Here is a 24,163-nt window from a genome sequence, read left to right as displayed (position 1 = left end):
GCATAAGGAATTACCCTAATTAAGAAAAAAAGTAATCATATAGAGATATTTTTTCAGTTGACCTGTATTAGACTTAAACCATAGTATTAAATACTTGGTAAAGTAAATTTTAGGATGAACTGATAAAAGGAGAGAAAATGATTGAAGCGTTAATGAGCAAATTTGGTGTTGATTCGGCAGTGTATCAACAAGGTAGCTTAGCCGTTCATTCTCCTATTGATGGACAGCAAATTGGTCGCGTTAAAGAGCATACTATTGCAGATGTGGATGTGCAGATTCAACAAGCAGAAGTTGCTTTTAAGGCATGGCGTCAAGTTCCTGCACCTCGGCGCGGTGAGTTAGTCCGCATTTTAGGAAATGTGCTACGTGAGCATAAAGAAGATTTAGGTCGTTTAGTGTCTTTAGAAGCGGGCAAAATCACCCAAGAAGGCTTGGGTGAAGTTCAAGAAATGATTGATATTTGCGACTTTGCCGTAGGACTGTCTCGTCAACTTTACGGTTTAACCATTAGTTCAGAACGACCAGGGCACCATATGCGTGAGACATGGCATCCTGTAGGGGTCGTAGGTATCATCTCAGCCTTTAACTTCCCTGTTGCAGTGTGGTCATGGAATGCCGCGTTAGCACTGGTTTGCGGTAATGCATTAATTTGGAAACCCTCAGAAAAAACACCACTTACAGCATTGGCTTGCCAAGCGTTGTTTGAAAAAGCTATGGCACAATTTGGTAGTGATGCTCCCAAGCATTTATCACAGGTATTAGTAGGTGATGCTAGTGTGGGGGATAAACTTGTTACAGATCATCGTGTGCCAGTCATTAGCGCAACAGGTAGTACTCGTATGGGACGTATTGTAGGTCCTAAAGTGGCAGAGCGTTTTGGTCGTAGTATTTTAGAGCTTGGTGGTAATAACGCCATGATTCTGACACCAAGTGCAGATCTAGATTTGGCGATTAGAGGCATTTTATTTGCTGCAGTAGGTACAGCAGGACAACGCTGTACGACTTTGCGTCGCTTGATTGTTCACGAAAGTATTCGTGATGAGGTTGTGGCTAAATTACAAAAAGTCTATGCCTCTGTGACAATTGGAAACCCATTAGAGGGCAATTTAGTTGGTCCATTAATTGATGAACAAATTTTTAATCAAATGCAATTAATGCTAGAAAAAGCTACTCAAACTGGTGGTAAGGTATTTGGAGGTAAACGAGTGTTAGCTGACAAATATCCTGAAGCTTATTATGTTGAGCCAGCTATTGTCGAAATGAATGAACAAAATGAAGTTGTTAAGACAGAAACGTTTGCCCCCATTCTTTACGTACTTCCTTATAAAGATTTACAAGAAGCGATTGATTTACAAAATGCAGTACCTCAAGGCTTGTCTTCTTGTATATTTACCAATGATATTCGTGAAGCGGAAACGTTTATTTCAGTCACAGGTAGTGATTGTGGGATAGCTAATATAAATATTGGGACTAGCGGTGCTGAAATTGGCGGTGCTTTTGGTGGTGAAAAAGAAACAGGTGGTGGACGTGAGTCTGGATCTGATGCATGGAAGGCTTATATGCGTCGCCAAACGAACACGATTAACTATTCACGTGATTTACCACTGGCACAAGGTATTAATTTTGGGTAATTATTTCTTCATTTACGAGTAAGGTAATTTAGCAAGTGGCTGTCTAAAACAGATAGTCACTTGTTTTCAATAGTGTTCCAAAAGGTAAATTAAATGATACAAGACCAAGTTCTATGGCATACCCTAGTTGATTCAATTGATACTTATCCAAGACTTAACGGTGATACTAAGACACAAGTATGTATTATTGGTGGTGGTTTTACCGGTCTATCCTCTGCTATTCATTTGGCAGAAAAAGGTTATGACGTTGTCTTACTTGAAGCAAATCAAATTGGAGCGGGAGGGTCTGGTAGAAATGTGGGGCTTGTGAATCCCGGAACATGGGCAAAACCGGATGATTTAAATAAATATCTAGGTGACGAACAAGGAGAAATTTTAACGACGGCACTTGGCAAAGCCCCTAGTTTAGTGTTTGGTATGATTGATCGGTTCAATATTGACGCACAAGACAGTCGTACAGGTAATCTGCATATGGCACATAATGCAGAAGGTGAAGCAGATGTAGATAATCGTTATCAACAACTGACCCGTCGAGGCGTTAATGTTGAAGTATTATCCGGTGCTAAATGTCATGAATACTGTGGGACGACGAGTATTCAAAAAGCATTGTTGGATAAACGAGCAGGTACAGTTAATCCATATGCTTATGTGGTAGGTTTAGCTAAAGCTGCTTATCAATTGAACGTTAATATTTTCGAAAATACCGCCGTTCAACAGCTAAACCGTGTAGGAGATGCCTGGGATGTGGTCACCTCATCTGGTACTGTGCATGCAGATAAAGTAGTTATTGCAACTAATGCGTATACAGAAGGGGAATGGACTGATATTTTAAAAACCATTTATTTCGTTTGTTATTATCAAATTGCTTCTGAGCCTTTAGTAGGTGACGCTTCAGATAAAATTTTGCCTTATCGAAATGGTTCTTGGGATACTCGATTAGCCCTTTCTAGTATTCGACGAGATAAAGATAATCGCTTGTTATTAGGTACAGTTGGTTTGTCTGAAAATAAAGAAAGTTTGTATGTGGCTTGGGCTAATACTATGCTAAAAAAATATTTTCCTGAGTATATGGATCAGATCAAGTGGCAATATCGTTGGTGTGGTCGCTTTGGTTTTACTACAGATCATATTATGCGTATTTTTGAGCCAGCGCCAGGGGTTGTAGCTGCTACCGCATTTAATGGTCGGGGTATTACGACAGGGACAATGTTAGGCAAAGCATTTGCAGATTATTTACATACAGATGATAGAAGTGTTTTACCGTTGCCATTTAAAACGATAGAGGAAAGCATTATTTCTTTCAGAAAGATGAGAGCGACGCTTTATGACACTGGTATTGCCCTTTATCACGCAGGACAATGCCTTAAAATCGTTGTTTAATCCATTCAATAAGTGTTTTGACATGAGGTACATCTGACTTATTAGATGGATGTACCATATAATAAGCACCATTTCGTTCCAACATATGTGACCAAGCAAGTTTCAGTTTGCCCGTTTGTAATTCTTCTTTGACAAAAATATCAGGAACAAGAGCTACTCCACATCCTGAAATAGCTGCATGAACTACGTCATAAAAAGAATCAAAGCGAGGTCCAGCAAAGACACCTTCCCAAGACATATTAGCTGAGGCAAAATAGTCAAGCCAACCATGTGGACGGATACGAGATTGTATAAGTGTGACACTATCAATGCAATTTGGATCAGACATTGGTAATGGATTGAGTTCGGGCGTACAGACGGCGACAAAATGACTATCAAATAATTTAATACTTGCCATGCCGGGCCATACACCATGCCCATGCAAAAAACCCACATCAAGCTCACTGGCATCGGTATGAATAAAATCACCAACTTGATCGTGTACATCAAGGTGGATATTAGGATTAGCTTTGCTAAAACCTTTTAAAGCAGGAATTAACCATCTAGCACAGAAGGTAGGATGAGAGACAATTTTTAAGGTAGCCATAGCATGACTATGAGCCAGAACATTTAATACTGATTCCTCAACCTTATTTAAGGCATCTTGTGTATCATGAAAAAATCTTTCGCCTATAGGTGTGAGCTCAAGACGCTGTTTGTGACGTATAAATAAATTGCAGTCTAGAATGCTTTCTAATAAAGCAACTTGTTTACCTACAGCACTTTGTGTCATATAAAGTTCTTTTGCTGCATGAGTAAAGCTTAAGTGACGAGCCGCGGTTTCAAAACAACGCAAGGAGGTCATGGAAGGAAATTTGCTGGCAGCAATTTTTCTCATATACATTCACATTTAATAAAGTACAACTGAACAATTATACGAAATAATTGATTTTAATATGATATATCGGAAGTATTTTAAGGGTTTACCTTGGTTTTACGAACAGATAATTCAGAGTAATATGTTGCAATGTAGCGATAGTTTCAACGGCGATCTTTATATTGACTCACAAGGTCAAGAATAGCCACAGTATTACCACTACTGAATTGACTATGCACAAAAGTTTTGTATTTCTTGATTGTAGCAAGACGTAGTAATACGTCTACATAGAGTATTGGATTTTTGATGTTTGAACAAAAGAAGTGGTTAGTGCTTGAGGATACACTACAAGTCATTTTATTAGCAGCATTAGCCTGCATTACTATGGGTAACGTATTAGTACGTTATTTTTCTACACAATCATTTGCGTGGACCGAAGAGATCTCAATTTTTTTATTAATCCTAGTTACTATGTTGGGAACTAGTTCGGCTTTTGTACGTTACCAACATATCCGTATTGAGCTTTTATTAAATCGAGCTACTACAAAGACACGTCAGGTACTTGATTTTTTATCAGGAACAATTTGCCTGTTATTCTTTATCTTATTTACTGTATTACTAGCCAAACTTTGTTTGGATGAGATGGAATATGGAGATGTCTCTCCTGCCATCGGTATACCAACATGGTGGTATTCTATTTTTTTACCTATATTATCAACATTAATTACTTTCAGATTACTTCGGCAGTGGTGGGTAATGTTAGTTGCGTTAAAACGAGGTGATGCATGATTGCTGCCTTGTTATTTATTTTATTTGCTATTTTTCTCATCATTGGTGTGCCCGTTGCCATTGCTTTAGGTGTTTCAGGTATTGTGGCGATTGTCTTTAATAATTTAGATACAACATGGTTTGGATTGATGAGTGTTCCTCAAAGTTTTTATGCAGGACTTTCTAAATATCCTTTGTTAGCTATTCCTATGTTTGTTCTATTAGGCACAATTTTTGAGCGTTCAGGTGTGGCACTGCGTATTGTTAATTTTGCGACAGCTGTTATTGGGCGAGGGCCAGGAATGCTACCAATGGTTTCAGTATTAGTAGCTATGTTTATGGGTGGTATCTCGGGATCAGGGCCAGCGAGTGCAGCAGCGGTTGGTGGTGTGATGATTGGTGCTATGACTAAGGCGGGGTATAAGCCAGAATTTTCTGCTTCAGTAGTCGCTGCTGGTGCTGCAACGGATATTTTAATTCCACCGTCGGTAGCGTTTATTATCTATGCTATTTTAGTTCCGCAAGCATCTGTATTAGATTTATTTGTTGCGGGAGCAATACCAGGCTTATTAGCGGGCATATCAATTATTATTCCTGCGATTTATCTTTCTCGTAAATACAAGATGGGGCTTTTGGAAAAGGATATTGAACGTCCCGCTATTTGGCCTAGTTTTGTGCGAGCATTTTGGGGATTAACAGCACCTGCCTTACTCTTAAGTGGCATGCGTTTAGGTTGGTTTACACCGACAGAGGCAGCTGTTGTTGCTGTGTTTTATGGTCTTTTTATTGGTATGGTGATTTATCGTACGATTACATTCAAAGACTTATTGATTATTTTACGTGACTCGGCAGAGTTATCAGCTGTTATTCTATTTGTGGTGACGATTGCTGGAATTTTTGCTTGGGCATTATCAACCTTAAGTATTATCGATCCTATTACAAAATTTGTGGTGAATTCAGGATTGGGAGAGTATACCGTTTTGTTATTACTTATTTTGCTATTGATAATTTTTGGTATGTTCTTGGATGGGATTTCAATTTTCTTAATTTTTGTTCCTATCTTATTGCCAATAGCAGAGCATTTTCAGTGGGATCTAGTATGGTTTGGGGTGCTGTTAACCATGATGGTGGCGATTGGTCAATTTACTCCCCCTTTAGCTGTCAATTTAATGGTGTCATGTCGTATTGCGAAAGTGCCTATTGAGAGTACTGTTCGTTGGGTATTGTGGATGTTAGGAGGAATGTGTGTCGCTTTATTGTTATTAGTGATTTTTCCAGATTTAGTGACAGCATTACCAAGATATTTAAATAGTTAAGGAGATAACATGAGAAAAATAGTTAAACAATTATGCTTAGGTGCTACATTAATGATGGGTATGGTGGCACTATCACCAATAGTTCATGCTGAAGGTAAATATAAGGATGAATATAAATTATCATTAGTGGTAAATACGACTTTTCCATGGGGGCAAGCTACTGAAATTTGGTCTAACTTAGTCAGTGAACGTACACAAGGTCGCATTAAATTCAAGATTTATCCGGGTACTTCACTTGTACAAGGAGATCAAACACGAGAGTTTCCGGCTATTCGACAAGGTATTATTGATGTGGCTGTTGGTTCGACAATTAACTGGTCACCACAGATTAAAGAGTTAAATTTGTTTTCAATGCCTTTTTTAATGCCTGATTATGCAGCAGTGGATGCTTTAACGCAGGGAGAGGTTGGTAAAAAGATCTTTGAACGAATTGAAAAAGCAGGTGTGATTCCTCTTGCATGGGGTGAAAATGGTTATCGTCAAGTGAGTAATTCTAAACAAGCGATTCGTAAACCAGAAGATTTAAAAGGATTAAAATTACGAGTGGTAGGTTCACCATTGTTTATGGATACCTTTACGGCATTAGGTGCTAATCCAGTGCAAATGAGCTGGGCAGATGCTCAACCAGCTTTAGCAAGTAAAGCGGTTGATGGACAAGAAAACCCACTGGCTATTTATAATGGCTCTAAACTTTATAATGTGGGTCAAAAATATTTAACACTTTGGAATTATGTAAATGATCCTTTAGTTTTTGTGGTTAATAAAGAGGTATGGAATTCTTGGTCTAAAGAAGATCGTGAAATTGTCCGTCAAGCGGCTATTGATGCTGGTAAACAAGAGATTGCTATTGCTCGCAAAGGAATTTCACCAGGTGATGATGGTTTAATTAAAGATATTCAAGGTCAAGGAGTAGAAGTAGTCTCACTAACAGCAGAAGAGTATCAAGCTTTTGTTAAAGCAACGCAGCCTGTTTTTGCTAAATGGAAAGATCGCATTGGTGCTGATTTGATTGATTTAGCTCTAAAAGATATTGAAAATCGTAAAAAATAGGTAGTATTTTTCTAAGTTAATGAAGATTGGTTTTTAATGCAATTTTGTTTATCTCCCGTAGACGACTTATCAAGTTACGGGAGAATATAAGAGGTGATCAGCAATCAACAAGTCTTTTTGAGCGACTATATTGAGAAGCTTTATAAAGTACAGTGATAAGTAGCCAGACAAAATAAAAAGCAGGACTGATAAAATCAGACCTGCTTTTTAGAATATCTTGGAGCTGTACCATCACTTATTGTAGAGTATATGCCCATATTTGGACATCTGCTAGTAAATTGCTAACTAATCAACAATATTTAACGATGGTTGCGAGGGCGTGCAATGGAACATAGATACGAGCCCAGCATTCTTATTGTTCAGATACGACTACATCATTCTTAAATACCCTAAACCGCAGTATTGACAAAACCTCGGGTGCGATGCATAATGGAGCCACTACTAAATTTCCAAGCGGTTTCCGCACCCGTCAGTCAAGCGGTTTTTTTGTGCCTATTGAATTAGGCAGTCACGTCTTTTATGACGGGTCGAGAACTGGAAATACAAGACCTTCGGGGAATACCAGTCGCCGTCTTGGAACGGTAGTTGAAGCCCGTCACCCTAATTTGGGTGATATTACTAACTAAATTTCCAAGGAGTTCAGTTATGAACAATCACATCAATAATGCTCAACAAGAGCAGATTCAGCAGTTATCTCTTAACGAAAAAGTCTCTATAGCCGTCGGCATGAAAATCTTGGCCGCACAGCTACGTGCACGTGATGCAGCTAGGGCAGCAGCGACAGCACAAGACCCTAAAACACGTCCAGTGTTTACATTAGTGAAGTAGGAGAGGAAGATGAAAGATTTAACGTTGGAAGAGATAGCAGAAGCCTTAATGACTGTTGAATTTGCCATTAACAGCACCTTTGACATCTGGGATCAATACGTCCATTATCACCCGATATCGATGGATAAGATCCTGGCCATTTTAGGACCACATCTAACGGTTCTTAATACATTGGTTGTGGCACTTCACGATAATGTGGATAAAGGCAACTTTATCGAAAATATGAATTAATCTATACAGAGATAACTAGAACCGTCCTATTTAGGGCGGTTTTTTGTGTATACATTTGATTGGTTTGTATTGGTTTATATTGGTTTGTATTGGTTTATATTGGTTTATATTCCTTTTTTTATACTAGATTGGTATAATAAATTAAACATATCATTTGATGTTTAGGAACACAATGCAAGGAGAATTGATATGAAAGGTTTTTTATATGAAGGATGGGATGGAAACTAACGTGAGTGAAATTGTGTTATATCTCGGTGAAACCATTGGCTTCTGGATACAAACAGGAGCCATTATTTTATCTGCTATTTGTGCGACTATTGTTATTTATCATAATGGCAAAATTGCACGTCGTAGAGCAACAATTGATTTAATTATTGCTGAGCAACGAGACGAAGAATATAACACTAAATACGCAAGCATTAGTAGGTTAGTAAGTGGTGGTGTTTGTTTAGTTGATTATGCTAAGTTTTTAGATGAAAAGCATGACGAACTGGATAATATACGTTTTGTATTAAATCGATTAGAGTTTATTGCACAAGGCGTACGAAAAAGAGCATTTGAAGAAGAAATTTATAAAGATTTGAATTTCACTAATCTCATAAAATTATGGAGTGCAGTGGAACCATTGGTTATGGAAATTAGAAGAAGGAAAAATGTTCCTACATATTATCAAGAATTAGAATGGATTGCGAAGCGTTGGAAAAAGCGAGGAATTAAAAAACTATAATTTTTAAATTAAAAATTATTCAAACCGTCCTTTAGGGGCGGTTTTTTTATGGTTAATGATGTAGTTGTTTATTTGCAAATTTGCTAATTTTTCTTTACATTATATGCAAATTTGCATATAATAAAAACATGTTCAACAACTTAGGAGTCACAGTGAAGCAAAGCGAGTTCCTAAGGTGGCTGAAAAGCCAAGGGGTCACAGTTGAGAATGGTTCCAAACATTTAAAACTGTACTACAACGGCAAAATAAGCCACCTCCCCAGACACCCAGCACAGGAGTTAAAAACGGGATTAGTCGAAGGGGTTAAAAAGCAACTAGGCTTAAAGTAAAAGCAAGCCACCGTAAGGTGGCTTAGCTGGCACACTGTGAACAGCACACAAACTTTAAAGGATTATTAATTATGTTTTATCCAGCACATTTTGAACCAGCCGAAGAAGGCGGATTTGTGGTTACTTTTCCTGACTTACCAGAAGGTATTACGCAGGGGGATACCTATGAAGAAGCAATGGAAATGGCAGAAGATATATTAATTTCATGCGTAGAGATTTATTTTGATGAGGAAAAGCAATTTCCAGCGCCTAGATTAGTTAAAAAAAGTGAAGAAGCCGTGTTTTTACCCGATAGTATTTATGCCAAAGTATTATTGCATAATACTATGCTTAGAGAAAAAGTAAGTAAAGCGGAGTTAGCACGTCTTACAGCGATTAGACCTCCAGAAATCCAACGTATTTTGACACCTAATCATAATACTAAGATTGATACGATTAGCCGTATTATGGCTAAAATAGGTAATCCTATTACGTTATCTGTGTCACACTAATTAGCTTTTTGTTATTCAAGCCGTCCTATTTAGGGCGGTTTTTTTATGGCTAAAAGCTGGTTTTCCCTGCTTTTTTTGTGATGAGTATCTGTGAATGCTTAAATATAAAAATAATTAATATAAAAATTATTTTGAATGAATTTAAATAATAAATATTCACGAAAAAAAAGTTAGGTATATGTACGGGAAAAGTGTAATTTATGTAATTTTTTTCTAAAATCGTCTTATAAGCCTTTATTCATCAGTGTTTTAGAAAATCTTAAAAGTGTAATTTTTATGTATCTAAAGTGTAATCAGGTTACAGTCTTAAAGTGTAATTTTTCGAAAAGTCAAAATATAATAAAATCAATAACTTATAAAAAAATTACATTTTAGGTTACAGTAAATTACAGTATGACTGTAATTTTTTTATATAGTATCTATACGGTTCTTCAGTATGTTTTACTATCAAATTACATAAATTACACTTTTCCCGTGCATATACCCTATTTAAAAGTTATTCTCATTTGATAAATGAGTAAAAAAGGCTACATTGAAATGTATAAAAGCGTAGTGCCCTATTTTTAGGTATAAAATCATCAAAACACGGATCTATAAAGGCTCTCTTAATAGATAAAAACTATTAAAATGCGTAGTTTAAACGCTTGTTTTAAATTTTTATCGAGGGCGCGGAGGGGTCGGACAAAACCTCCATTGCGGAGTTGGTTTATATTCGTTTGGTGGTACTTACATTCCTTTAGTTTTAATGTACTTAAATCAAGATATTAAAAAAAATAAAATTGAATGTAGGGCTTGTATTGGCTTCCTATGCGATTTTTGGTTTTTGCTTAAAAAATGAGTATTTAAGAGGCGTAATAGATAAAATCTATTATTGAGAGAAATCGAGGCGAGATAGTAGAGCGTACCGCCTAAATGTCATACAGACAGCCGTCCTTTCGGGGGCGGTTTTTTGTTGTATTCGTTTTGATTTGATTGTATGCGTTTGCAATCTTGGTATAATGGAATCTAAACACAGGGGGGTAGAGTTATGGAATTATTACAGAAATATACTGAGAAGTTGAATACTTGGTTAATGCCTAAACCTCTAGAAATTAATAAAAAGGATGTCATTATTCTTGATACTAAAAATGGTGCAATTAGATTGAATTATGCTAATAAAGAGGTACAAGAAAAAATCAGTAAACAGATTAAGACGTTAGCTAAAATCAGAATGAAGTAGGAGGCTTAGTGTATGGGCGTTGTTTTTATATTAATGATTCTCGTACTCGGGTATTATTATGTAAGTAATTATTTGCCTGCTAAGGTAGAGTTAAAACGTAGTAATGGATGGGAAGCCTATGTTAATCTTGGAAAACATGGGCTTATTTTTTTATTGCAAGGTTTTGTAATTTCTGCTTTTTTCTTTATAGCGCTTTGGCTGATAGAGAAATTATTCTACATCTTAGGTTCTTTATTTTCGTGGAATAGTATTGATTTGACAACATGGTTTTTTAAACCTATTGTTGCTGATTTTTGCGCAGGGTATATGTGTATTCTCGCTATTTCTTTTATTTTATGTAAAGGAAAAGTTAATGAAAAAAATAAGGATCGAGGAAAAATTTTGCATGAGCTTAGAGGTGCAGATAGTATTTTAAACTTAGTGATAGAAGCGGCGAGTGTTTTAAGTTTAGTAAAAATTTCTCTAAAGTCTAAGAAAGTGTATATAGGGTTGATTGATAGTGAACAGTTTGAGTATGCGGATTTAGACAATATCGTGATTATTCCATACTTAAGTGGCTATAGAGAGAAAGACTCTCTTAGCATAAAGTTTGATTGCAATTATGCTGTCGTTTATGATAAGAAAAAGCTGACATCAGAGGATATACGTTCATTTAGAATGGTTATCAGAACGCCAGAAATAGAGTCTATTTCATTATTTAATGATGATTATTATGAGGACTTTGAGTATTATGATTATGCTCAAGATACAGCAGGTAAGCCCTCCTAACAATTAATACAACCTCACTTATTATTCTCCAAGCTTAAATCGTAGTCTTTAAACTGAATAACTTCCTCCCCGAGCCACTCATTAATTGCACGGAGTTTAGACTGTAACGGTTTGATCTCGTTAATGTTGAATACTTTAGCTGCGTCAGAGATTGATCCGAATCCCCCCGTATTTTGAGGAATAATCCCCATCAATTGAGGAGGAACACGATGGGCAGCAAGAATATCGTCTCGAGTGACATTTTTGATGTTAAAAAATTCATCTTTGGCCGCGACTTCGGATAATGGTATGACTTTTAAACCGTCAGGCTTTCCATTAGGTGCATACATGAATAGGTTTCTGAAGTTACCTGGACCTTTGGATTTTTTAATGGCTTCACGTAAAGCTTCAATATCTTTGGTATCGTGCGATTCGTCTGTGATGTACATAATGTAGCCAGCATGCGAGCCATTTTTGTAATAGCGTCGTCTAAACAGCGTGGCGCTTTCGTTTAGCCATGCTGAACTAAGGGCGCTGAGATACTCAGGGATACCATAAATCTCTTGATCGATATCGGATTGGTAGATATGGCAAATGGAGTTATGTCTAAAGTCGATATGAGTACCGTCATTATTAAGATAGATATAGTCTACTTCATTGATTTTTCTACGAGTGTATTTAGCCATCACTCTACGTAACTTGTAGTTCTCACCTCTGAGATTGCGGATACGTTCGAGATAGGCGTTACCGTACACAAGGTAGTCCAGTAGCAACGCCTCAAAGTCGGCTAGGCTGAGTACTTTATTATTGATGTAGGTGCTGGCAATCACATTACGCTTGACAAAAATCGCTGAGGAGTGGTGTGAACTAGCTTTAAATGACTTACTTAACTGGTCAAAAGACATAGGAGGGTCATAGTAAATACTGTTTCTGGTGGCTTGTAGCATGGTGATAATATCGCTGCGATTAATCACCGATTCCTCTTCACCGAAGCTAAAGACTTCAATATCTTGTGTCATAGGCTGATTTCCATAATATTGTTAGAGTTTGCTTTAGAGCCGTCTAGTGGTTCATAAATTAGGACGTTCATGATTGCCCAGGCAAGATCACTATGTCCAGTGGCTTGCGTGCGTCCAGCGTTATAGGTGGCGTGTTGGCCACTAGCGGTAATCGTTTTCTTGATATTTAAAAAGGACTGTGCGATATCCGTATCCCCAGCGTCAAACTCCAAACGGCCATTACGCATCACGTGTTGTGCTTTAAGTACCATTCTATTTTTAAGGTCTAGGGAGTACTGTAGTGAGGTTACAGCTGGGTAGAATTTACGCACTAATTCACAAACGGCTGATCCAATCCCTGTAGTGTCGATAGCGATATGTTCGACTACATATTTTTTAGTCATATGCTTAATTAATTCAGCTTGTTGGGCGTAGTCCATACCTTTGTATGAAGTTTTTTCCAGCACTCTGAATTTGCCTCCGGGCACTTCAGGCGGTGCTACAACTACTAAGCCAGCATTATCACCAGTCAAAGAGGGGTCGTAGCCTAACCAAACTTTCTTTTGGCCAAAGGGGCGGAGTAGGTGAGGTTTAAAGTCTTCCCAGATTTCCCAGCTATCCACAGCGCAACGTTGCAGTAGTTCAAAAGCAAAGACAGAATTAGTATCATCCATAAACTCGCACAACAGCAAGTTTTTGAATTGATCGTCTGTGTATTCGTATTCTTTGAGGTCGTCAATGTCGAATAAGTCGCAACCGCCAGCTTCAGCATCGTAGATCGTCACAATTTGACGCCAGACTTTATCCTCACAGAGTACACCGTCTTTTAGTCGATTATGGCTTAAATCCATCGTGATACCTTTCTTTGTGGCGAATTTATCACCAGTCCAGAATGGATAGGCTTGATGGCTTTTAGATGATGGCGTAGAGAAATACGTTTTTCTCCATTTTTTGTGTAAAGCCATGCCTGAAGCAAGTTTGTTTAATTCTTCAAAGTTCGTCGTCCAGAAGAATTCATCAAAATAGAAATCGCCGTGGTAGCCTTGAGCTGTTTTACTCTGTGATCCGAGAAAATAAAGTTCAGCTCCGTTGGGTAGCTTGATAGGGTTACCTTCCAGTTTTACACCTGTTATTTCCATAACAAACTGTGCCATATAGTTTTTAAATATAAAAGCTTGCGCCTTTGAGGCTGATAAGAAGATTTTGTTGCGCCCTGTTTTATAAGCATCCACAATCGCCTCACGTGCGAAATACCATGTCGCCCCAATTTGACGTGATTTAAGAATCTCACGAGTGCGATGTTGACGATTGTTATACCAGTTTTTTTGATACTGAAAGATTTTTTCCAGAAAAGCTTTTTCTAACTGAGTAATTTGGTCATCATCTAAATAGTTTTTGATTTTGTTATAGCGATTTTTAAGCTTAGGGTTAAGATCTATTTCATTGCCTTCAGTTAAGTATTTATGAATGCGAGCGAAGCGTTCAAGCTGTCTTGTCAGTGCTTGAATTTCTTTATAGTCAGCATTGGATTTTTTTTCTTTTAACATTAAGTAATACAGTCGAATTTCAGCCACATTCTCAATGCGATTCACACAAGCAGCATCATCCCAGCCTTGACGGCGTTTCCATGCGGAGACAGTGCCAGGCTTTTCAGAGATACGTTCAGCGATATCGATAATACGCCAGCCTTGCCAATACAGAAACTTGGCTAACTTGAATTTATCAATAGTATTGTCAATAAGTAAGTCCATAACGACATTATGTTGATGACGTAACTATTTAAAAATAAAGGTTTTTTGTTATTAATGCTTTAACAAAAACAAACGATTTATTTATTAGGGTAGCTGATGCAAACTGTCCGTATTGTTAAATTCGTGAGGTTGTTATGGGACAAAAAACGAAATTTTTTAGAGTAGCGACAGAGGGTGCTACAGCAGACGGTCGTCGCATTGAACGTAGTTGGATTGAGCAGATGGCGAAAAACTACAATCCAGAAGTTTATGGTGCACGTGTCTGGTTAGAGCATTTACGTGGCGTCTTGCCAGATGGTATTTTTAAAGCGCAAGGGGATGTCTTAGCACTTGAGGCACGAGAGGTTGAAGACGGTAAATTAGCACTGTTTGCAGCTATCGACCCGACAGATGAGTTAGTCCAAACGATTCGTTCACGTCAAAAAATTTATACAAGCATTGAAGTATCCTCACGTTTTGCTGACTCTAATGAAGCGTACCTCACAGGTTTAGCCGTGACTGATTCGCCCGCAAGTTTAGGTACTGAAATGCTTAAATTTAGTTTGACTGGATCAGCAAATGATCGTTTTACGACAGAAGTTGAAGAAACAGTGATGGAGTTTGATGTTGAGGATAAAACCTCATTTTTGGATAAAGTGAAAGCTATGTTTTCAGTTAATAAAAAAGAGCAAGAGCAGGCAAATGAAGCAACTATTCTACAAGCACTGGACACAGTTTCTCAGGAGTTCAACACATTGGAGGCTTTGTGCCAATCACAGGCAGGAAAGATTGACTTAATAGAAAAACAATATAACCAGCTATATCAAGAGCTTGAATCATTAAAAACAATGTTTAATCAATTACCAGAACCAGTGCCACAACGTGAATTATCGACTGGAGGTAACGGTTATCAAACAGATTGTTAAAAACGCTTAATTAAAAATTTCATTTGTATTTCTAAGGTAGATGATTATGAAAAATAATACTCGTGTTGCTTACGATAACTATGTTGCTCGTCAAGCAGAGTTAAATGGCGTATCAGTTGCTGCTGTAGGTTCTAAATTTTCTGTAGAGCCATCTGTTCAACAAACGCTAGAAACAAAAATTCAAGAAAGTTCAGCCTTTCTCGGTCTGATTAATATGGTAGTGGTTGATGAACAAGAAGGTGAGACAATTGGACTAGGTGTCTCTGGCCCTATTGCTAGTCGGACGAATACGACGACAACAGCACGTGAACCACGTAGCTTACATAATTTAGATTCAATTAAGTATCGTTGTGAAAAAACAGATTTTGATTATTTTTTAAGCTATCAACAGCTAGATGCGTGGGCAAAATTCCCAGATTTCCAGTTAAAAGTGACTCAAGCGTTAGCACAACGTATTGCACTAGATAGAATCATGATTGGCTTCAATGGTACTAATGTTGCTTCACAAACTAATTCAGCCGTTAATACTTTATTGCAAGACGTCAATAAGGGTTGGTTGCAACTTATTCGTGAAACAGCACCACAGCGCAATATGACTGAATCTGAAAATGGTACGGGTAAAGTTGTGATTAATTCTACTGGGACAGGTTATAAGAATTTAGATGCACTAGTGGAAGATGCTGTCTCTAATCTTTTAGAGCCTTGGTTTTCTGATGATACTGAACTGGTAGTAATTTGTGGACGTAAATTAATCTCGGCAAAATATTTTGATATTACGAATAATGCTGATAAAGCAACTGAGAAGCTTGCGAATGGTGTATTACAGACTCGAAAAATCTTAGGAGGGTTACCTGCGATTCGAGTTCCATATATGCCAGATAACGCAATGTTAATTACTCGTCTAGATAATATTTCTATTTATTCTCAAGCGGGTGCAATGCGTCGCAGTATTATTGATAATCCAGCGCGTGATCGTATTGATAGTTTTATTAGTTCAAATGATGCTTATGTTATTGAAGATTTTGGTGCAGCAGCATTGATTGAGAATATCACAATTGAGGGCTAATTCTATGATGACACCAGCGCAACGTCACTTTTTAAAAAAATCAGCCGAGCATTTAGCATTACAAGAAAACCCAACTCAGCAAGTGAGCAATAAGTACCAATTAATGTTAGCAAAGTTGGCCACGGATAAACGTCGTTTAAAAGAAGTGAAGTCTTTAGAACGTCGTACTGAAATTAAAAAGGAAATTTTACCAGACTATTATGACTGGTTAGATGGTGCGCTGGCATCGGAACAAGGTAACCAAGATGATGTTGTTGTCACCATTTTGGTGTGGTTACTAGATGTCGGTGACTTTGAACGTGCTTTGGCTGTAGGTCAATATGCTATTCGAAGTCAAATGACAATGCCTGACCAGTTTGAGCGTGATATTCAGACGGTGATTGTTGATGAAATCTCTGACGCTGCGTTAAAAGCTCAGAAAAATAATCAATCATTCAGTTTGGATTGCTTGTATCAAGCAGAAGCTATTGCTGATGGCCATGATATGGCAGATCCTGCTAAAGCTAAGTTGTATAAAGCCATCGCAGTAGAAGAACATGCGAAAGGGGCTCTAGAAGAAGCCTTGAGACATTACAGATTGGCAGAATCTTTAAACGAGCGGGTAGGTGTTAAAAAACTTATACAAGCTATTGAAAAAGAGTTAGCCAAGTAAAGAACCTTCGCGGTTGTGGCCTTGGTGCGTGTGTCAATTGGCATATTCATTTGAATAAAAAAGGTTGCCACACGTACCAACTCACCACATAGGAGAGATGATGAGTTTTGCTGTAGCACAACCAGTACCTAGATACCCATTAGACAGTACAGAACAAAACGTAGATGTTATCGTTGGCGATGATTTGTGGCCAGATATTGATCCAAAAATAGCTAGGGTAGTGATTAGATTAAACGGAACAGTCACTAATGTACGTTTAGTGGAGTCATTAGAAAACTCAATACAAGCAGTTCAGAGAGAGCTATCTGAGTGGCGTAGTCAACAGGACGGTCTAAATGATAAGCAAAAAGGATTATATAGGCGAGCTGTTTATTTCACGACAAAGGCGGAGCTTATGGAGCGTTACCGTGATTTTGATAGTACAGAAGCAGGTAATAGAGTAGCTGATGCACTGGATCCAGCTATCCGTGATGCTTGGCAAACAGTCCGTTGGGCGATTAGTGACATTATGGAGCGTCCTCGAGTGACGATTGACGTCTTATGATAGTGATTGCTAAAGAAAATGACACGATTGATGACCTTTGTTGGCGTCATTTAGGTAGGACTGCTGATGTTGTGGAGAAAGTGTTAGAGATGAATCGTAACATCTCGCGACAAGGATTATTTTTAAAAGCAGGGACGTCTGTCAGATTACCGACTAAAGAGAAGAAAAACGCACAAATACAAACAGTTCGTCTATGGGATTGAGGAATTTTTATGCATGATTGGTTGAAATGGTTAAATGAATACATACCGAGCTTTATAGGTTCAGCTAGCTCTTTATTGTGGATGGACGGCTCTGTTACACGTAAGTTTTTTATGTTCTTAGTAGGGTTTTATGTTGGATATCATGCTGGTATTTATTTTAACGAATTAACGCATGTGCCATTAACGCTTTCTTGGATTGCTATGGGTTTATATTCTGTTTCTGTCATTTCAAAGGGATATGACGCTATCGCTAATATGAGCTTATTAGATTTTATTCCTGGTCTAAAACGCAAGTTTGGAGGTGATAAATGAGTAATTATATTTTTTTGATGTACTCAATATCATGGATCGTTACGATGATTGGCGCTTTTAATCAAAAATATAATGCAACGTTTGCCCAAGCGTTAGGTATGTCTTTTTTAGGGCTAGGTGCATTGTGGGGAGCATCAGTGCAGTGGCAGCACTCATTGATGAACTACCATGACCTAATGATCTCTACAGGGTTAGCTTTTTTTAGTGTAGGTACATTAATAAAGACTTATTTTTGGAGTAAAAAAAATGTTATTACGAAGAGATGATACGGGTACTGAAGTAGGTGATTTACAAAAAACACTTTACGAAAATGGCTATACAAAGGTTTTAAAGACGCATATTTTTGATGATGCGACAGAGGATGCTATTAAGACATTACAAAAACGTCATAGATTAGTAGTTGATGGCATATATGGACCTAAAACTGCTGCTGTGCTTTTTGGTAAAAATGCATCTAAATTATTAAAACAATCAGATTTACAGGCAGCCGCAGAATCGTTAGAGTTGCCAATTTCTGTAATCCATGCTGTTAATGAAGTCGAATCAAAAGGGCGTGGTTTTTTAGAGAACGGTAACCCAATTATTTTATTTGAGAGACATATTTTTTATCGGTTATTAGCTGAAAAAAAATACGATGTCATTGAGCTAAGTAAAAGTTATCCAGGTATCGTAAATAAAACACCAGGAGGCTATGCAGGAGGTCGCTTAGAGTATACGCGCTTAGCCGTCGCTGATACGATTAATAATGAAGCAGCATTAGAGTCTTGTTCGTGGGGTCTCTTTCAAATAATGGGATTTCACTGGAAAGATTTAGGCTATGAAAGTATTCATCATTTTGTATTAGAGCAGAGTAAAAATGAAGCGGCACAATTAGATGCGTTTGTGCGTTTTATAAAAAATGATAAGAAGTTGTATGCTGCAATGAAAGCTCAGAAATGGTCTGAAGTTGCACGTATTTACAATGGTCCAAATTACCGTCGTAATTTTTATGACGTTAAATTAGAACGTGCGTTTGAACGATATGCTACTAACAATACTTAGTTTTTGTAAGAACTACGGGCGTTTAATAGTTCTAGGATTGTCTGCTTTTTTATTAACCTATTTTTATTTGCAGTGGACAAAAACAGAGCAACAGTTAATAAAGTCACAAGTTGAAGTAGCTAGCTTAAGTAGCCAGTTAGTACGACTTAATCAACAAATTGCGTCCAATGATGAGGTCATTGAAGATTTATTAAACCGTAATGATGAGTTGCTGAAATCTTTTTCAGAAAAACGACAGACGATTAAAAAGGCACAACAGAATGAAAGCGTTAAGAGCTGGGGTAGTCAGCCTGTACCTGATGATATTAAGCGCGTGCTCAACCGTTAATCCGATATACCAGATTAACCAATGTCCAGTTATTACGACTTGTCAATTGCGTGGTTACACCATTGAACGCAATGAAGACTTAGTAGATGCTTTATTACAAGTAGAAGAAGATTGGTCATTCTGTGCGGCCAAAGTCGATGTGATTGTTCAGTGTCAGGAGCGAACTCGTGCTAAAACCCAATGAAGTGAGAGAGATTATTGCAAGGGCGAATCTGTATTTGCAAGAGAATCCAGATAAATTACAGGTGTTTATTGATGCAGGTAAGGTAGTGAGTACTGGTGCTGTCGGGTTATCATTTGAATATGACTACACATTGACCGTGATTGTTCAGGATTTTAATGGCCATGCGGATTTAATTGTTTTACCACTATTAGTCTATTTGAGAACAAATCAGCCAGAACTTTTTGAAAACTACAACAAAAATAAAGAACTAATCCAGTTCGATGTAGAATTTTTAGATCAGTCAAGTATTGATCTGATGTTAAAAGTAAACTTGACTGAACGAGTATTAGTACGTGATGATGGGGCAGGTAAATTGCGTGCTGAACATATCACAGAACCAGAACATCCAGAATTACCGAATCAGGATTACCATATCCAGATTATTGACCGACATACCGATGAACTTATCGGTAATATTACAATACCGAAGTGGCAACCCACGCTATGAGTGATGATTTAAATCAGTTAGAGACATGGATTGGTGACTTGTATGCACGATTAGATGCTAAGCATATGAGTCGTGTCAATCGGACTGTAGGGACAACATTAAGACGCTCACAAGCTCAACGCATTATAGCTCAACAAAATCCAGATGGTAGCCAATATGCACCTAGATCTAATCGTCGCTTGCGTACTAAAAAAGGGACTATCCGACGTCGAAAGATGTTTAGTCGAATACGATTAAATAAATACTTTATAAACGCTAGTAATGCCAATGAGGTGACAGTTGGATTTAGAGGTCGGAATGCTGTTATTGCAGCCGTTCACCAGTATGGTGAAAGTACAAAAAACTTTGGTCGCATGATTCGCATGCCAAAGCGTGAGCTATTAGGCTTAACTGACCAAGAAATAGAGACTATTCGTGATATTTACCTGTCTTTGTTATCAGGTAAGTAGCTAAATTTTGTTATACCCATAATAACAAAACACCCATAGCGACAATGATAAGCAACTATTACAAAATAGTCGCATGGATATTTTTGAACTTGCACGATTATTACAGAATCTGATTAGGCTAGGTACAGTGACAGCTGTTCGTCATAGTACCCCGTCAGCTGTTCGTATCAAGACTGGAGAGCTTGAGACCAATTGGATACCTTTTTTGACATTACGAGCAGGTGATGTCAAGACATGGTGTCCGCCGTCCGTTGGTGAGCAGGTGGTTTTGTTATCACCAGGTGGAGAGCTGACTAATGCGGTCGCATTGACAGGGCTTTATTCTGACCACATGGCGGAACCTAGTAATAGTGGAGCTGTGCATACGATTACCTATCCAGATGGTGCAGAAATCAAATACGACCATGGAAGTAGTGCGTTGAGTATCAGTGGAATTAATACATTAGAAATTAATGCTTCAGGGGCAATTAGCATTAATGCGCCACAAACAACGATTAATGGCATTGTTACACAATCAGGTGGTCCTATGAGTTCAAACGGTATTGTAGTTGATACACATAAGCATGCAGGAGTGATTCCTGGTGGTTCAAATACACAGGGGCCAGTATGAGTTTAGGAATGGATGCTAACACAGGCACATGGTTAAGTGATATTGACCACCTTCAGCAAAGTATAAAGAAAATTTTAACGACACCAATTGGTACACGAGTAGAGCGTCGAGAGTTTGGGTCATTAGTCCCTGACTTGGTAGATAGACCTGTGAATCAGGAGTATCCATTGCTTGTATATGCGGCTATTGCAACAGCGTTAATGCATCACGAACCGCGCTTAAAACTAGAACGTATGCAATTAGATCTATCTACTGGTACAAGACCACAAATAGAGGTGTCTGGTGCTGTTGTGATGGATGATTTTGATCAACAAGTAGATATATCAGTGGGGTTATAGATGGAGTTTAATACATTTGCTGATATTGACTTAAAGCGATTGCCAGCACCTAAAATTATTGAGTCACTAAATTTTGAACGTGTATATGAAACGCGTAAGTTAGAGTTTTTGGCAGCCGTACCTGAGTCAAAACGAGCACAAGTAGAAGCAACTTTAGCACTAGAATCAGAGCCTATCACAATCTTATTGCAACAATCTGCTTATCGAGAGCTCTTATTAAGACAGAGGGTAAATGATGCGACGCATGGCGTGATGTTGGCTTTTGCTATAGGTTCAGATTTAGATCAAATCGGTGCAAATAAAGGGGTATATCGATTAGTAGTGACACCAGCAGATGATACTACTACACCACCGACGCCAGCTGTAATGGAAGATGATGAAGCTTTTAGACGGCGCATACAGTTATCACCAGAGGGTTATAGTTGTGCAGGGCCCTATTCAGCTTATTTATTCTATGCATTGAGTGCGCATGGACATGTAAAAGATATTTCTGTGATGCGTCCACGGCCTGGTGATGTTGCTATCTACGTGTTAAGTAATCAGGGTGATGGCACGACTGAGCAAGTTGTCTTGGATTATGTCTCTGCAGCTTTAAATGCAGACGATGTACGACCATTGAATGATACGGTGCTGGTGAATGCTGGAGAGATTGTGAATTATCAAATCACAGCGACTTTGAAGTTCTACCCTGGCGTCCACAAAGAATTAAGCTTGTCAGCAACTAGATCAGCGGTAGAAGAATATACCCGTATTAATCACCGTCTTGGTCGAGATATTACGATAGCAGGAATTGTACACGCATTGAAACAAGAGGGTGTACAAGATGTCACAGTAACCTCACCAATGAGTAATTTGACTATCAGCAAACAACAGGCTGGGTTTTGTACTCAAATCACCTTAAATGATGGTGGTACTGATGAATAATGTCATTTTACAGCCTACGGCCAGCACAAACTGGTTAGAACGAGCTCTAGAGCAAGGTACAGAAACGGCATATGACTTACCTGTCAGACTCTCTGAGATTAAAGATCCTGAAAAGTGTCCTATTGCGTTTTTACCATTTTTAGCGTGGGAAGAGTCTATTAGTGATGAAGAGGGATGGGCTTTTGCAGAAGGTGAAGCAGCACGTCGTAATCTCATCGCACGTTCAGCCGATATACATAAGAAGAAAGGAACCATTTGGGCGATTCGAGAAGTATTTAGGATGCTTGGTTTAGGTGAAATTGAGCTTCTAGAAAATGTCGGACGTTTATTTTATGACGGTACCTATACACATAACGAAGAAATGATTTACGGTGGTGATTTCAGTAGTACGTGGGCGACTTACATTGTACGACTCAGAGTACCGATTACCAACGATCAGGCAGAAATAGTGAAGAAAATTCTCGCTGGTATTGCACCTGCCCGAAGCGAGTTAAGACGATTAGATTATAGTGCTGTAGCGATACGATATAACGCAGTTGCTACGCATGATGGAACATACAATTATGGGAGTGCGTAATGGCAACTAATACTTTTTTTGCTCAAAATCTTGTTTGGCAGACAGGCATACGACAATTAGAAACATCAGATCCTGTATTAGGTGGACCAGATGGAGTAAGTAATATAGCACCACGGCAGTTGGCTTGGCGAACAGATTTTTTGCTAGGCGCATTAGAAATTGTGTATGACAAGGTTAGACTTGATGATGGCTCATTACCTCAAGAATTAATCACACCTGTTAAGTCTGGAGGTACTGGACTCAAAAGTGTATCTAATGGTAGCTACTTACGAGGTGGACCTAATAATACATTGGTGACAGTATCTACTGCTGATGTAGTGACCGAATTAAAAGCACTATCTTATTACGATAATATCCCTAGTAATCAGACATCCCCAGTGATATATGTGCTTGGCAAAGGCTATCTAGAGTGGCAAACATTTGGATCTTGGAGTGGTTATGCTAGTTTGGGAATTGGTAGTTATGTTACTGATACTACAGTAGCACCACGTAGTAATACTATTGAGCTAATCGGTGGAGTATTTTCTAAAACAAAATATCCAGCTTTGTGGGCTTGGGCGCAGGCAAATAATCATGTTGTGTCTTCAGCAGTCTGGAAAGAAAAAACTTTTAAATTCCTTGATCTTGGTGGTGACAACTTTAAAGTACCTGATATGCGGGATGTGTTTATTCGTGCGACAGGTGTCGACGCTGACAGTGTAAATGCGTTAGGCTCGTATGGTCAAGACCAAATGCAACGTATTACGGGTATGATGGCGGACTTTTTATATCAATCAGTGACAAGTGATGCTTTAATCACAACTTCAGGTGCGTTTTATACGAACAATGACGCTTTAAATGTTGGTCATTCCGCTGCACAACTAACGACCCAAACACGACCCGGCGATGCTATTCATTTTGATAGTAGCCGAGTAGTCCGCACTGGCACAAAAACAATGCCTGAGCGTACACACCTACATCCTCGCATTGTCGCGTTTTAAAAAGCGATTATGCGTGGGTGTAAAGCAGTGTTCATACCCTCAATGATTAATTTGTAGTCTGATGTCGAACTCCCGTAGGACGAATTATCAGAGGTAACTGGGATATGACCACCTGTCGTATCAAACGATGTCCCACCCCAAGTATTACTTGTAAAGTGTGTATGAGCCTTAATACCATCAGACTGATAAGACCCTAACTGTCTAACATTTGCATTGTCAGATACTTTTTTGAATGCCATTT

The 24,163-nt window shown here is 38.3% G+C and carries 33 protein-coding genes; 29 read left to right on the top strand and 4 right to left on the bottom strand.

Annotated features, from left to right (window positions below):
* Positions 1 to 137 precede the first annotated feature (137 nt).
* Both BQ4443_RS04070 and BQ4443_RS04065 read left to right on the top strand, forming a co-directional pair.
* Positions 138 to 1,631 (top strand): L-piperidine-6-carboxylate dehydrogenase, encoded by a 1,494-nt coding sequence (locus tag BQ4443_RS04070; RefSeq protein WP_071058156.1) that lies wholly within the window; start codon positions 138 to 140, stop codon positions 1,629 to 1,631.
* Between the two features lie 93 nt (positions 1,632 to 1,724).
* Positions 1,725 to 3,011, top strand: a complete 1,287-nt coding sequence (locus BQ4443_RS04065; protein WP_071058155.1) for an L-pipecolate oxidase — start codon at positions 1,725 to 1,727, stop codon at positions 3,009 to 3,011.
* On the opposite strand, the gene BQ4443_RS04060 is transcribed toward BQ4443_RS04065, so the two are convergent.
* Positions 2,995 to 3,888, bottom strand: a complete 894-nt coding sequence (locus BQ4443_RS04060) for a LysR substrate-binding domain-containing protein (RefSeq protein WP_071058154.1) — start codon at positions 3,886 to 3,888, stop codon at positions 2,995 to 2,997. The genes BQ4443_RS04065 and BQ4443_RS04060 overlap by 17 nt on opposite strands.
* A 285-nt stretch (positions 3,889 to 4,173) precedes the next feature.
* On the opposite strand from BQ4443_RS04060, the gene BQ4443_RS04055 reads away from it, so the two are divergent.
* From BQ4443_RS04055 to BQ4443_RS04010, 10 genes are all read left to right on the top strand, one after another.
* Positions 4,174 to 4,656, top strand: a complete 483-nt coding sequence (locus tag BQ4443_RS04055; RefSeq protein ID WP_023951394.1) for a TRAP transporter small permease — start codon at positions 4,174 to 4,176, stop codon at positions 4,654 to 4,656.
* Positions 4,653 to 5,951, top strand: a complete 1,299-nt coding sequence (locus BQ4443_RS04050; protein ID WP_023951392.1) for a TRAP transporter large permease — start codon at positions 4,653 to 4,655, stop codon at positions 5,949 to 5,951. The genes BQ4443_RS04055 and BQ4443_RS04050 overlap by 4 nt, the downstream gene beginning before the upstream one ends.
* A 51-nt stretch (positions 5,952 to 6,002) precedes the next feature.
* Entirely contained in the window at positions 6,003 to 7,001 is a 999-nt protein-coding gene (locus BQ4443_RS04045; RefSeq protein WP_036694517.1) for a DctP family TRAP transporter solute-binding subunit, read from the top strand.
* A 645-nt stretch (positions 7,002 to 7,646) separates the two neighbouring features.
* Positions 7,647 to 7,829: a hypothetical protein gene (locus tag BQ4443_RS04040; RefSeq protein WP_071058153.1), complete on the top strand. Its 183-nt coding sequence runs from the start codon at positions 7,647 to 7,649 to the stop codon at positions 7,827 to 7,829.
* A 9-nt stretch (positions 7,830 to 7,838) separates the two neighbouring features.
* Entirely contained in the window at positions 7,839 to 8,060 is a 222-nt protein-coding gene (locus BQ4443_RS04035) for a hypothetical protein (protein ID WP_071058152.1), read from the top strand.
* Positions 8,061 to 8,265: 205 nt separating this feature from the next.
* Positions 8,266 to 8,787, top strand: a complete 522-nt coding sequence (locus BQ4443_RS04030; RefSeq protein WP_083331849.1) for a DUF4760 domain-containing protein — start codon at positions 8,266 to 8,268, stop codon at positions 8,785 to 8,787.
* Between the two features lie 128 nt (positions 8,788 to 8,915).
* Positions 8,916 to 9,116 carry a type II toxin-antitoxin system HicA family toxin gene (locus tag BQ4443_RS04025; RefSeq protein ID WP_371128775.1) on the top strand — a complete coding sequence of 67 codons (201 nt, stop codon included), beginning with the start codon at positions 8,916 to 8,918 and terminating at the stop codon, positions 9,114 to 9,116.
* A gap of 71 nt (positions 9,117 to 9,187) precedes the next feature.
* Positions 9,188 to 9,607, top strand: a complete 420-nt coding sequence (locus BQ4443_RS04020) for a type II toxin-antitoxin system HicB family antitoxin (protein ID WP_071058149.1) — start codon at positions 9,188 to 9,190, stop codon at positions 9,605 to 9,607.
* 1,027 nt (positions 9,608 to 10,634) lie between these two features.
* Entirely contained in the window at positions 10,635 to 10,826 is a 192-nt protein-coding gene (locus tag BQ4443_RS04015; RefSeq protein WP_071058148.1) for a hypothetical protein, read from the top strand.
* Positions 10,827 to 10,838: 12 nt separating this feature from the next.
* Positions 10,839 to 11,594, top strand: coding sequence for a hypothetical protein (locus BQ4443_RS04010; protein ID WP_071058147.1), 756 nt, complete (start codon positions 10,839 to 10,841; stop codon positions 11,592 to 11,594).
* Positions 11,595 to 11,608: 14 nt separating this feature from the next.
* Here the strand turns inward: BQ4443_RS04010 and BQ4443_RS04005 are convergent, their stop codons facing one another.
* A complete protein-coding gene (locus BQ4443_RS04005) occupies positions 11,609 to 12,592 on the bottom strand; it encodes a phage portal protein (RefSeq protein ID WP_071058146.1) in 984 nt (327 codons plus the stop codon).
* On the bottom strand, positions 12,589 to 14,322 hold the full coding sequence (locus tag BQ4443_RS04000) for a terminase large subunit domain-containing protein (protein WP_071058145.1): 1,734 nt from the start codon (positions 14,320 to 14,322) through the stop codon (positions 12,589 to 12,591). The genes BQ4443_RS04005 and BQ4443_RS04000 overlap by 4 nt, the downstream gene beginning before the upstream one ends.
* A gap of 134 nt (positions 14,323 to 14,456) precedes the next feature.
* On the opposite strand from BQ4443_RS04000, the gene BQ4443_RS03995 reads away from it, so the two are divergent.
* The 17 genes from BQ4443_RS03995 to BQ4443_RS03920 all read left to right on the top strand — a co-directional run bounded on the left by BQ4443_RS03995 (position 14,457) and on the right by BQ4443_RS03920 (position 23,922).
* Complete coding sequence (locus BQ4443_RS03995) at positions 14,457 to 15,227, top strand: GPO family capsid scaffolding protein (protein ID WP_071058144.1); 771 nt, start codon at positions 14,457 to 14,459, stop codon at positions 15,225 to 15,227.
* A 46-nt stretch (positions 15,228 to 15,273) separates the two neighbouring features.
* Positions 15,274 to 16,293 (top strand): phage major capsid protein, P2 family, encoded by a 1,020-nt coding sequence (locus tag BQ4443_RS03990; protein ID WP_071058143.1) that lies wholly within the window; start codon positions 15,274 to 15,276, stop codon positions 16,291 to 16,293.
* A 4-nt stretch (positions 16,294 to 16,297) separates the two neighbouring features.
* The gene (gene gpM, locus BQ4443_RS03985) at positions 16,298 to 16,945 is read left to right on the top strand and encodes a phage terminase small subunit (protein WP_071058142.1); all 648 of its coding nucleotides are present in this window, start codon (positions 16,298 to 16,300) and stop codon (positions 16,943 to 16,945) included.
* A 97-nt stretch (positions 16,946 to 17,042) separates the two neighbouring features.
* Positions 17,043 to 17,489 carry a head completion/stabilization protein gene (locus tag BQ4443_RS03980; RefSeq protein WP_083331848.1) on the top strand — a complete coding sequence of 149 codons (447 nt, stop codon included), beginning with the start codon at positions 17,043 to 17,045 and terminating at the stop codon, positions 17,487 to 17,489.
* Positions 17,486 to 17,692, top strand: coding sequence for a tail protein X (locus BQ4443_RS03975; RefSeq protein WP_071058140.1), 207 nt, complete (start codon positions 17,486 to 17,488; stop codon positions 17,690 to 17,692). The genes BQ4443_RS03980 and BQ4443_RS03975 overlap by 4 nt, the downstream gene beginning before the upstream one ends.
* 9 nt (positions 17,693 to 17,701) lie before the next feature.
* Entirely contained in the window at positions 17,702 to 18,004 is a 303-nt protein-coding gene (locus BQ4443_RS03970) for a hypothetical protein (protein ID WP_071058139.1), read from the top strand.
* Positions 18,001 to 18,270, top strand: coding sequence for a hypothetical protein (locus tag BQ4443_RS03965; protein WP_071058138.1), 270 nt, complete (start codon positions 18,001 to 18,003; stop codon positions 18,268 to 18,270). Before BQ4443_RS03970 ends, BQ4443_RS03965 begins: the two co-directional genes overlap by 4 nt.
* Positions 18,251 to 19,045: an N-acetylmuramidase domain-containing protein gene (locus tag BQ4443_RS03960; RefSeq protein WP_071058137.1), complete on the top strand. Its 795-nt coding sequence runs from the start codon at positions 18,251 to 18,253 to the stop codon at positions 19,043 to 19,045. Before BQ4443_RS03965 ends, BQ4443_RS03960 begins: the two co-directional genes overlap by 20 nt.
* Positions 19,046 to 19,082: 37 nt before the next feature.
* Positions 19,083 to 19,373: a hypothetical protein gene (locus BQ4443_RS03955; protein WP_071058136.1), complete on the top strand. Its 291-nt coding sequence runs from the start codon at positions 19,083 to 19,085 to the stop codon at positions 19,371 to 19,373.
* A complete protein-coding gene (lysC, locus tag BQ4443_RS12530) occupies positions 19,306 to 19,557 on the top strand; it encodes an Rz1-like lysis system protein LysC (protein WP_371128774.1) in 252 nt (83 codons plus the stop codon). The genes BQ4443_RS03955 and lysC overlap by 68 nt, the downstream gene beginning before the upstream one ends.
* Positions 19,541 to 20,044, top strand: coding sequence for a phage tail protein (locus tag BQ4443_RS03950; RefSeq protein ID WP_256330877.1), 504 nt, complete (start codon positions 19,541 to 19,543; stop codon positions 20,042 to 20,044). The genes lysC and BQ4443_RS03950 overlap by 17 nt, the downstream gene beginning before the upstream one ends.
* The gene (locus BQ4443_RS03945; RefSeq protein ID WP_071058135.1) at positions 20,041 to 20,493 is read left to right on the top strand and encodes a phage virion morphogenesis protein; all 453 of its coding nucleotides are present in this window, start codon (positions 20,041 to 20,043) and stop codon (positions 20,491 to 20,493) included. Before BQ4443_RS03950 ends, BQ4443_RS03945 begins: the two co-directional genes overlap by 4 nt.
* Before the next feature lie 73 nt (positions 20,494 to 20,566).
* Positions 20,567 to 21,103: a phage baseplate assembly protein V gene (locus BQ4443_RS03940; protein WP_071058134.1), complete on the top strand. Its 537-nt coding sequence runs from the start codon at positions 20,567 to 20,569 to the stop codon at positions 21,101 to 21,103.
* On the top strand, positions 21,100 to 21,441 hold the full coding sequence (locus BQ4443_RS03935; RefSeq protein ID WP_071058133.1) for a GPW/gp25 family protein: 342 nt from the start codon (positions 21,100 to 21,102) through the stop codon (positions 21,439 to 21,441). The genes BQ4443_RS03940 and BQ4443_RS03935 overlap by 4 nt, the downstream gene beginning before the upstream one ends.
* Complete coding sequence (locus BQ4443_RS03930) at positions 21,442 to 22,365, top strand: baseplate assembly protein (protein ID WP_071058132.1); 924 nt, start codon at positions 21,442 to 21,444, stop codon at positions 22,363 to 22,365.
* On the top strand, positions 22,358 to 22,942 hold the full coding sequence (locus tag BQ4443_RS03925; protein ID WP_071058131.1) for a phage tail protein I: 585 nt from the start codon (positions 22,358 to 22,360) through the stop codon (positions 22,940 to 22,942). Before BQ4443_RS03930 ends, BQ4443_RS03925 begins: the two co-directional genes overlap by 8 nt.
* On the top strand, positions 22,942 to 23,922 hold the full coding sequence (locus BQ4443_RS03920; protein ID WP_071058130.1) for a hypothetical protein: 981 nt from the start codon (positions 22,942 to 22,944) through the stop codon (positions 23,920 to 23,922). The genes BQ4443_RS03925 and BQ4443_RS03920 overlap by 1 nt, the downstream gene beginning before the upstream one ends.
* Here the strand turns inward: BQ4443_RS03920 and BQ4443_RS03915 are convergent.
* Positions 23,919 to 24,161: a hypothetical protein gene (locus BQ4443_RS03915; RefSeq protein WP_071058129.1), complete on the bottom strand. Its 243-nt coding sequence runs from the start codon at positions 24,159 to 24,161 to the stop codon at positions 23,919 to 23,921. The genes BQ4443_RS03920 and BQ4443_RS03915 overlap by 4 nt on opposite strands.
* Positions 24,162 to 24,163 lie beyond the last annotated feature (2 nt).

It is taken from the genome of Pelistega sp. MC2 (assembly GCF_900099475.1).
Taxonomy (GTDB): domain Bacteria; phylum Pseudomonadota; class Gammaproteobacteria; order Burkholderiales; family Burkholderiaceae_B; genus Taylorella; species Taylorella indica.
Note: the sequence above shows the minus strand (reverse complement) of the source record. Positions and strands in the feature narration are given on the sequence as shown.

What these genes read in the sequence shown, in the direction of transcription:
- BQ4443_RS04040 (WP_071058153.1), top strand. Translation starts at nt 7,647, where the DNA reads ATGAACAATCACATCAATAATGCTCAACAAGAGCAGATTCAGCAGTTA.
- BQ4443_RS04030 (WP_083331849.1), top strand. Translation starts at nt 8,266, where the DNA reads ATGAAGGATGGGATGGAAACTAACGTGAGTGAAATTGTGTTATATCTC.
- BQ4443_RS04060 (WP_071058154.1), bottom strand. Translation starts at nt 3,888, where the DNA reads ATGAGAAAAATTGCTGCCAGCAAATTTCCTTCCATGACCTCCTTGCGT.
- BQ4443_RS04010 (WP_071058147.1), top strand. Translation starts at nt 10,839, where the DNA reads ATGGGCGTTGTTTTTATATTAATGATTCTCGTACTCGGGTATTATTAT.
- BQ4443_RS03995 (WP_071058144.1), top strand. Translation starts at nt 14,457, where the DNA reads ATGGGACAAAAAACGAAATTTTTTAGAGTAGCGACAGAGGGTGCTACA.
- BQ4443_RS03975 (WP_071058140.1), top strand. Translation starts at nt 17,486, where the DNA reads ATGATAGTGATTGCTAAAGAAAATGACACGATTGATGACCTTTGTTGG.
- BQ4443_RS03945 (WP_071058135.1), top strand. Translation starts at nt 20,041, where the DNA reads ATGAGTGATGATTTAAATCAGTTAGAGACATGGATTGGTGACTTGTAT.
- BQ4443_RS04070 (WP_071058156.1), top strand. Translation starts at nt 138, where the DNA reads ATGATTGAAGCGTTAATGAGCAAATTTGGTGTTGATTCGGCAGTGTAT.
- BQ4443_RS04045 (WP_036694517.1), top strand. Translation starts at nt 6,003, where the DNA reads ATGATGGGTATGGTGGCACTATCACCAATAGTTCATGCTGAAGGTAAA.
- BQ4443_RS03915 (WP_071058129.1), bottom strand. Translation starts at nt 24,161, where the DNA reads ATGGCATTCAAAAAAGTATCTGACAATGCAAATGTTAGACAGTTAGGG.
- BQ4443_RS03940 (WP_071058134.1), top strand. Translation starts at nt 20,567, where the DNA reads ATGGATATTTTTGAACTTGCACGATTATTACAGAATCTGATTAGGCTA.
- BQ4443_RS04025 (WP_371128775.1), top strand. Translation starts at nt 8,916, where the DNA reads ATGTTCAACAACTTAGGAGTCACAGTGAAGCAAAGCGAGTTCCTAAGG.
- lysC (WP_371128774.1), top strand. Translation starts at nt 19,306, where the DNA reads ATGAAAGCGTTAAGAGCTGGGGTAGTCAGCCTGTACCTGATGATATTA.
- BQ4443_RS03980 (WP_083331848.1), top strand. Translation starts at nt 17,043, where the DNA reads ATGATGAGTTTTGCTGTAGCACAACCAGTACCTAGATACCCATTAGAC.
- BQ4443_RS03935 (WP_071058133.1), top strand. Translation starts at nt 21,100, where the DNA reads ATGAGTTTAGGAATGGATGCTAACACAGGCACATGGTTAAGTGATATT.
- BQ4443_RS03965 (WP_071058138.1), top strand. Translation starts at nt 18,001, where the DNA reads ATGAGTAATTATATTTTTTTGATGTACTCAATATCATGGATCGTTACG.
- BQ4443_RS04035 (WP_071058152.1), top strand. Translation starts at nt 7,839, where the DNA reads ATGAAAGATTTAACGTTGGAAGAGATAGCAGAAGCCTTAATGACTGTT.
- BQ4443_RS04005 (WP_071058146.1), bottom strand. Translation starts at nt 12,592, where the DNA reads ATGACACAAGATATTGAAGTCTTTAGCTTCGGTGAAGAGGAATCGGTG.
- BQ4443_RS04055 (WP_023951394.1), top strand. Translation starts at nt 4,174, where the DNA reads ATGTTTGAACAAAAGAAGTGGTTAGTGCTTGAGGATACACTACAAGTC.
- BQ4443_RS04065 (WP_071058155.1), top strand. Translation starts at nt 1,725, where the DNA reads ATGATACAAGACCAAGTTCTATGGCATACCCTAGTTGATTCAATTGAT.
- BQ4443_RS03990 (WP_071058143.1), top strand. Translation starts at nt 15,274, where the DNA reads ATGAAAAATAATACTCGTGTTGCTTACGATAACTATGTTGCTCGTCAA.
- BQ4443_RS04015 (WP_071058148.1), top strand. Translation starts at nt 10,635, where the DNA reads ATGGAATTATTACAGAAATATACTGAGAAGTTGAATACTTGGTTAATG.
- BQ4443_RS04000 (WP_071058145.1), bottom strand. Translation starts at nt 14,322, where the DNA reads ATGGACTTACTTATTGACAATACTATTGATAAATTCAAGTTAGCCAAG.
- BQ4443_RS04050 (WP_023951392.1), top strand. Translation starts at nt 4,653, where the DNA reads ATGATTGCTGCCTTGTTATTTATTTTATTTGCTATTTTTCTCATCATT.
- BQ4443_RS04020 (WP_071058149.1), top strand. Translation starts at nt 9,188, where the DNA reads ATGTTTTATCCAGCACATTTTGAACCAGCCGAAGAAGGCGGATTTGTG.
- BQ4443_RS03920 (WP_071058130.1), top strand. Translation starts at nt 22,942, where the DNA reads ATGGCAACTAATACTTTTTTTGCTCAAAATCTTGTTTGGCAGACAGGC.
- gpM (WP_071058142.1), top strand. Translation starts at nt 16,298, where the DNA reads ATGATGACACCAGCGCAACGTCACTTTTTAAAAAAATCAGCCGAGCAT.
- BQ4443_RS03970 (WP_071058139.1), top strand. Translation starts at nt 17,702, where the DNA reads ATGCATGATTGGTTGAAATGGTTAAATGAATACATACCGAGCTTTATA.
- BQ4443_RS03925 (WP_071058131.1), top strand. Translation starts at nt 22,358, where the DNA reads ATGAATAATGTCATTTTACAGCCTACGGCCAGCACAAACTGGTTAGAA.
- BQ4443_RS03930 (WP_071058132.1), top strand. Translation starts at nt 21,442, where the DNA reads ATGGAGTTTAATACATTTGCTGATATTGACTTAAAGCGATTGCCAGCA.
- BQ4443_RS03960 (WP_071058137.1), top strand. Translation starts at nt 18,251, where the DNA reads ATGTTATTACGAAGAGATGATACGGGTACTGAAGTAGGTGATTTACAA.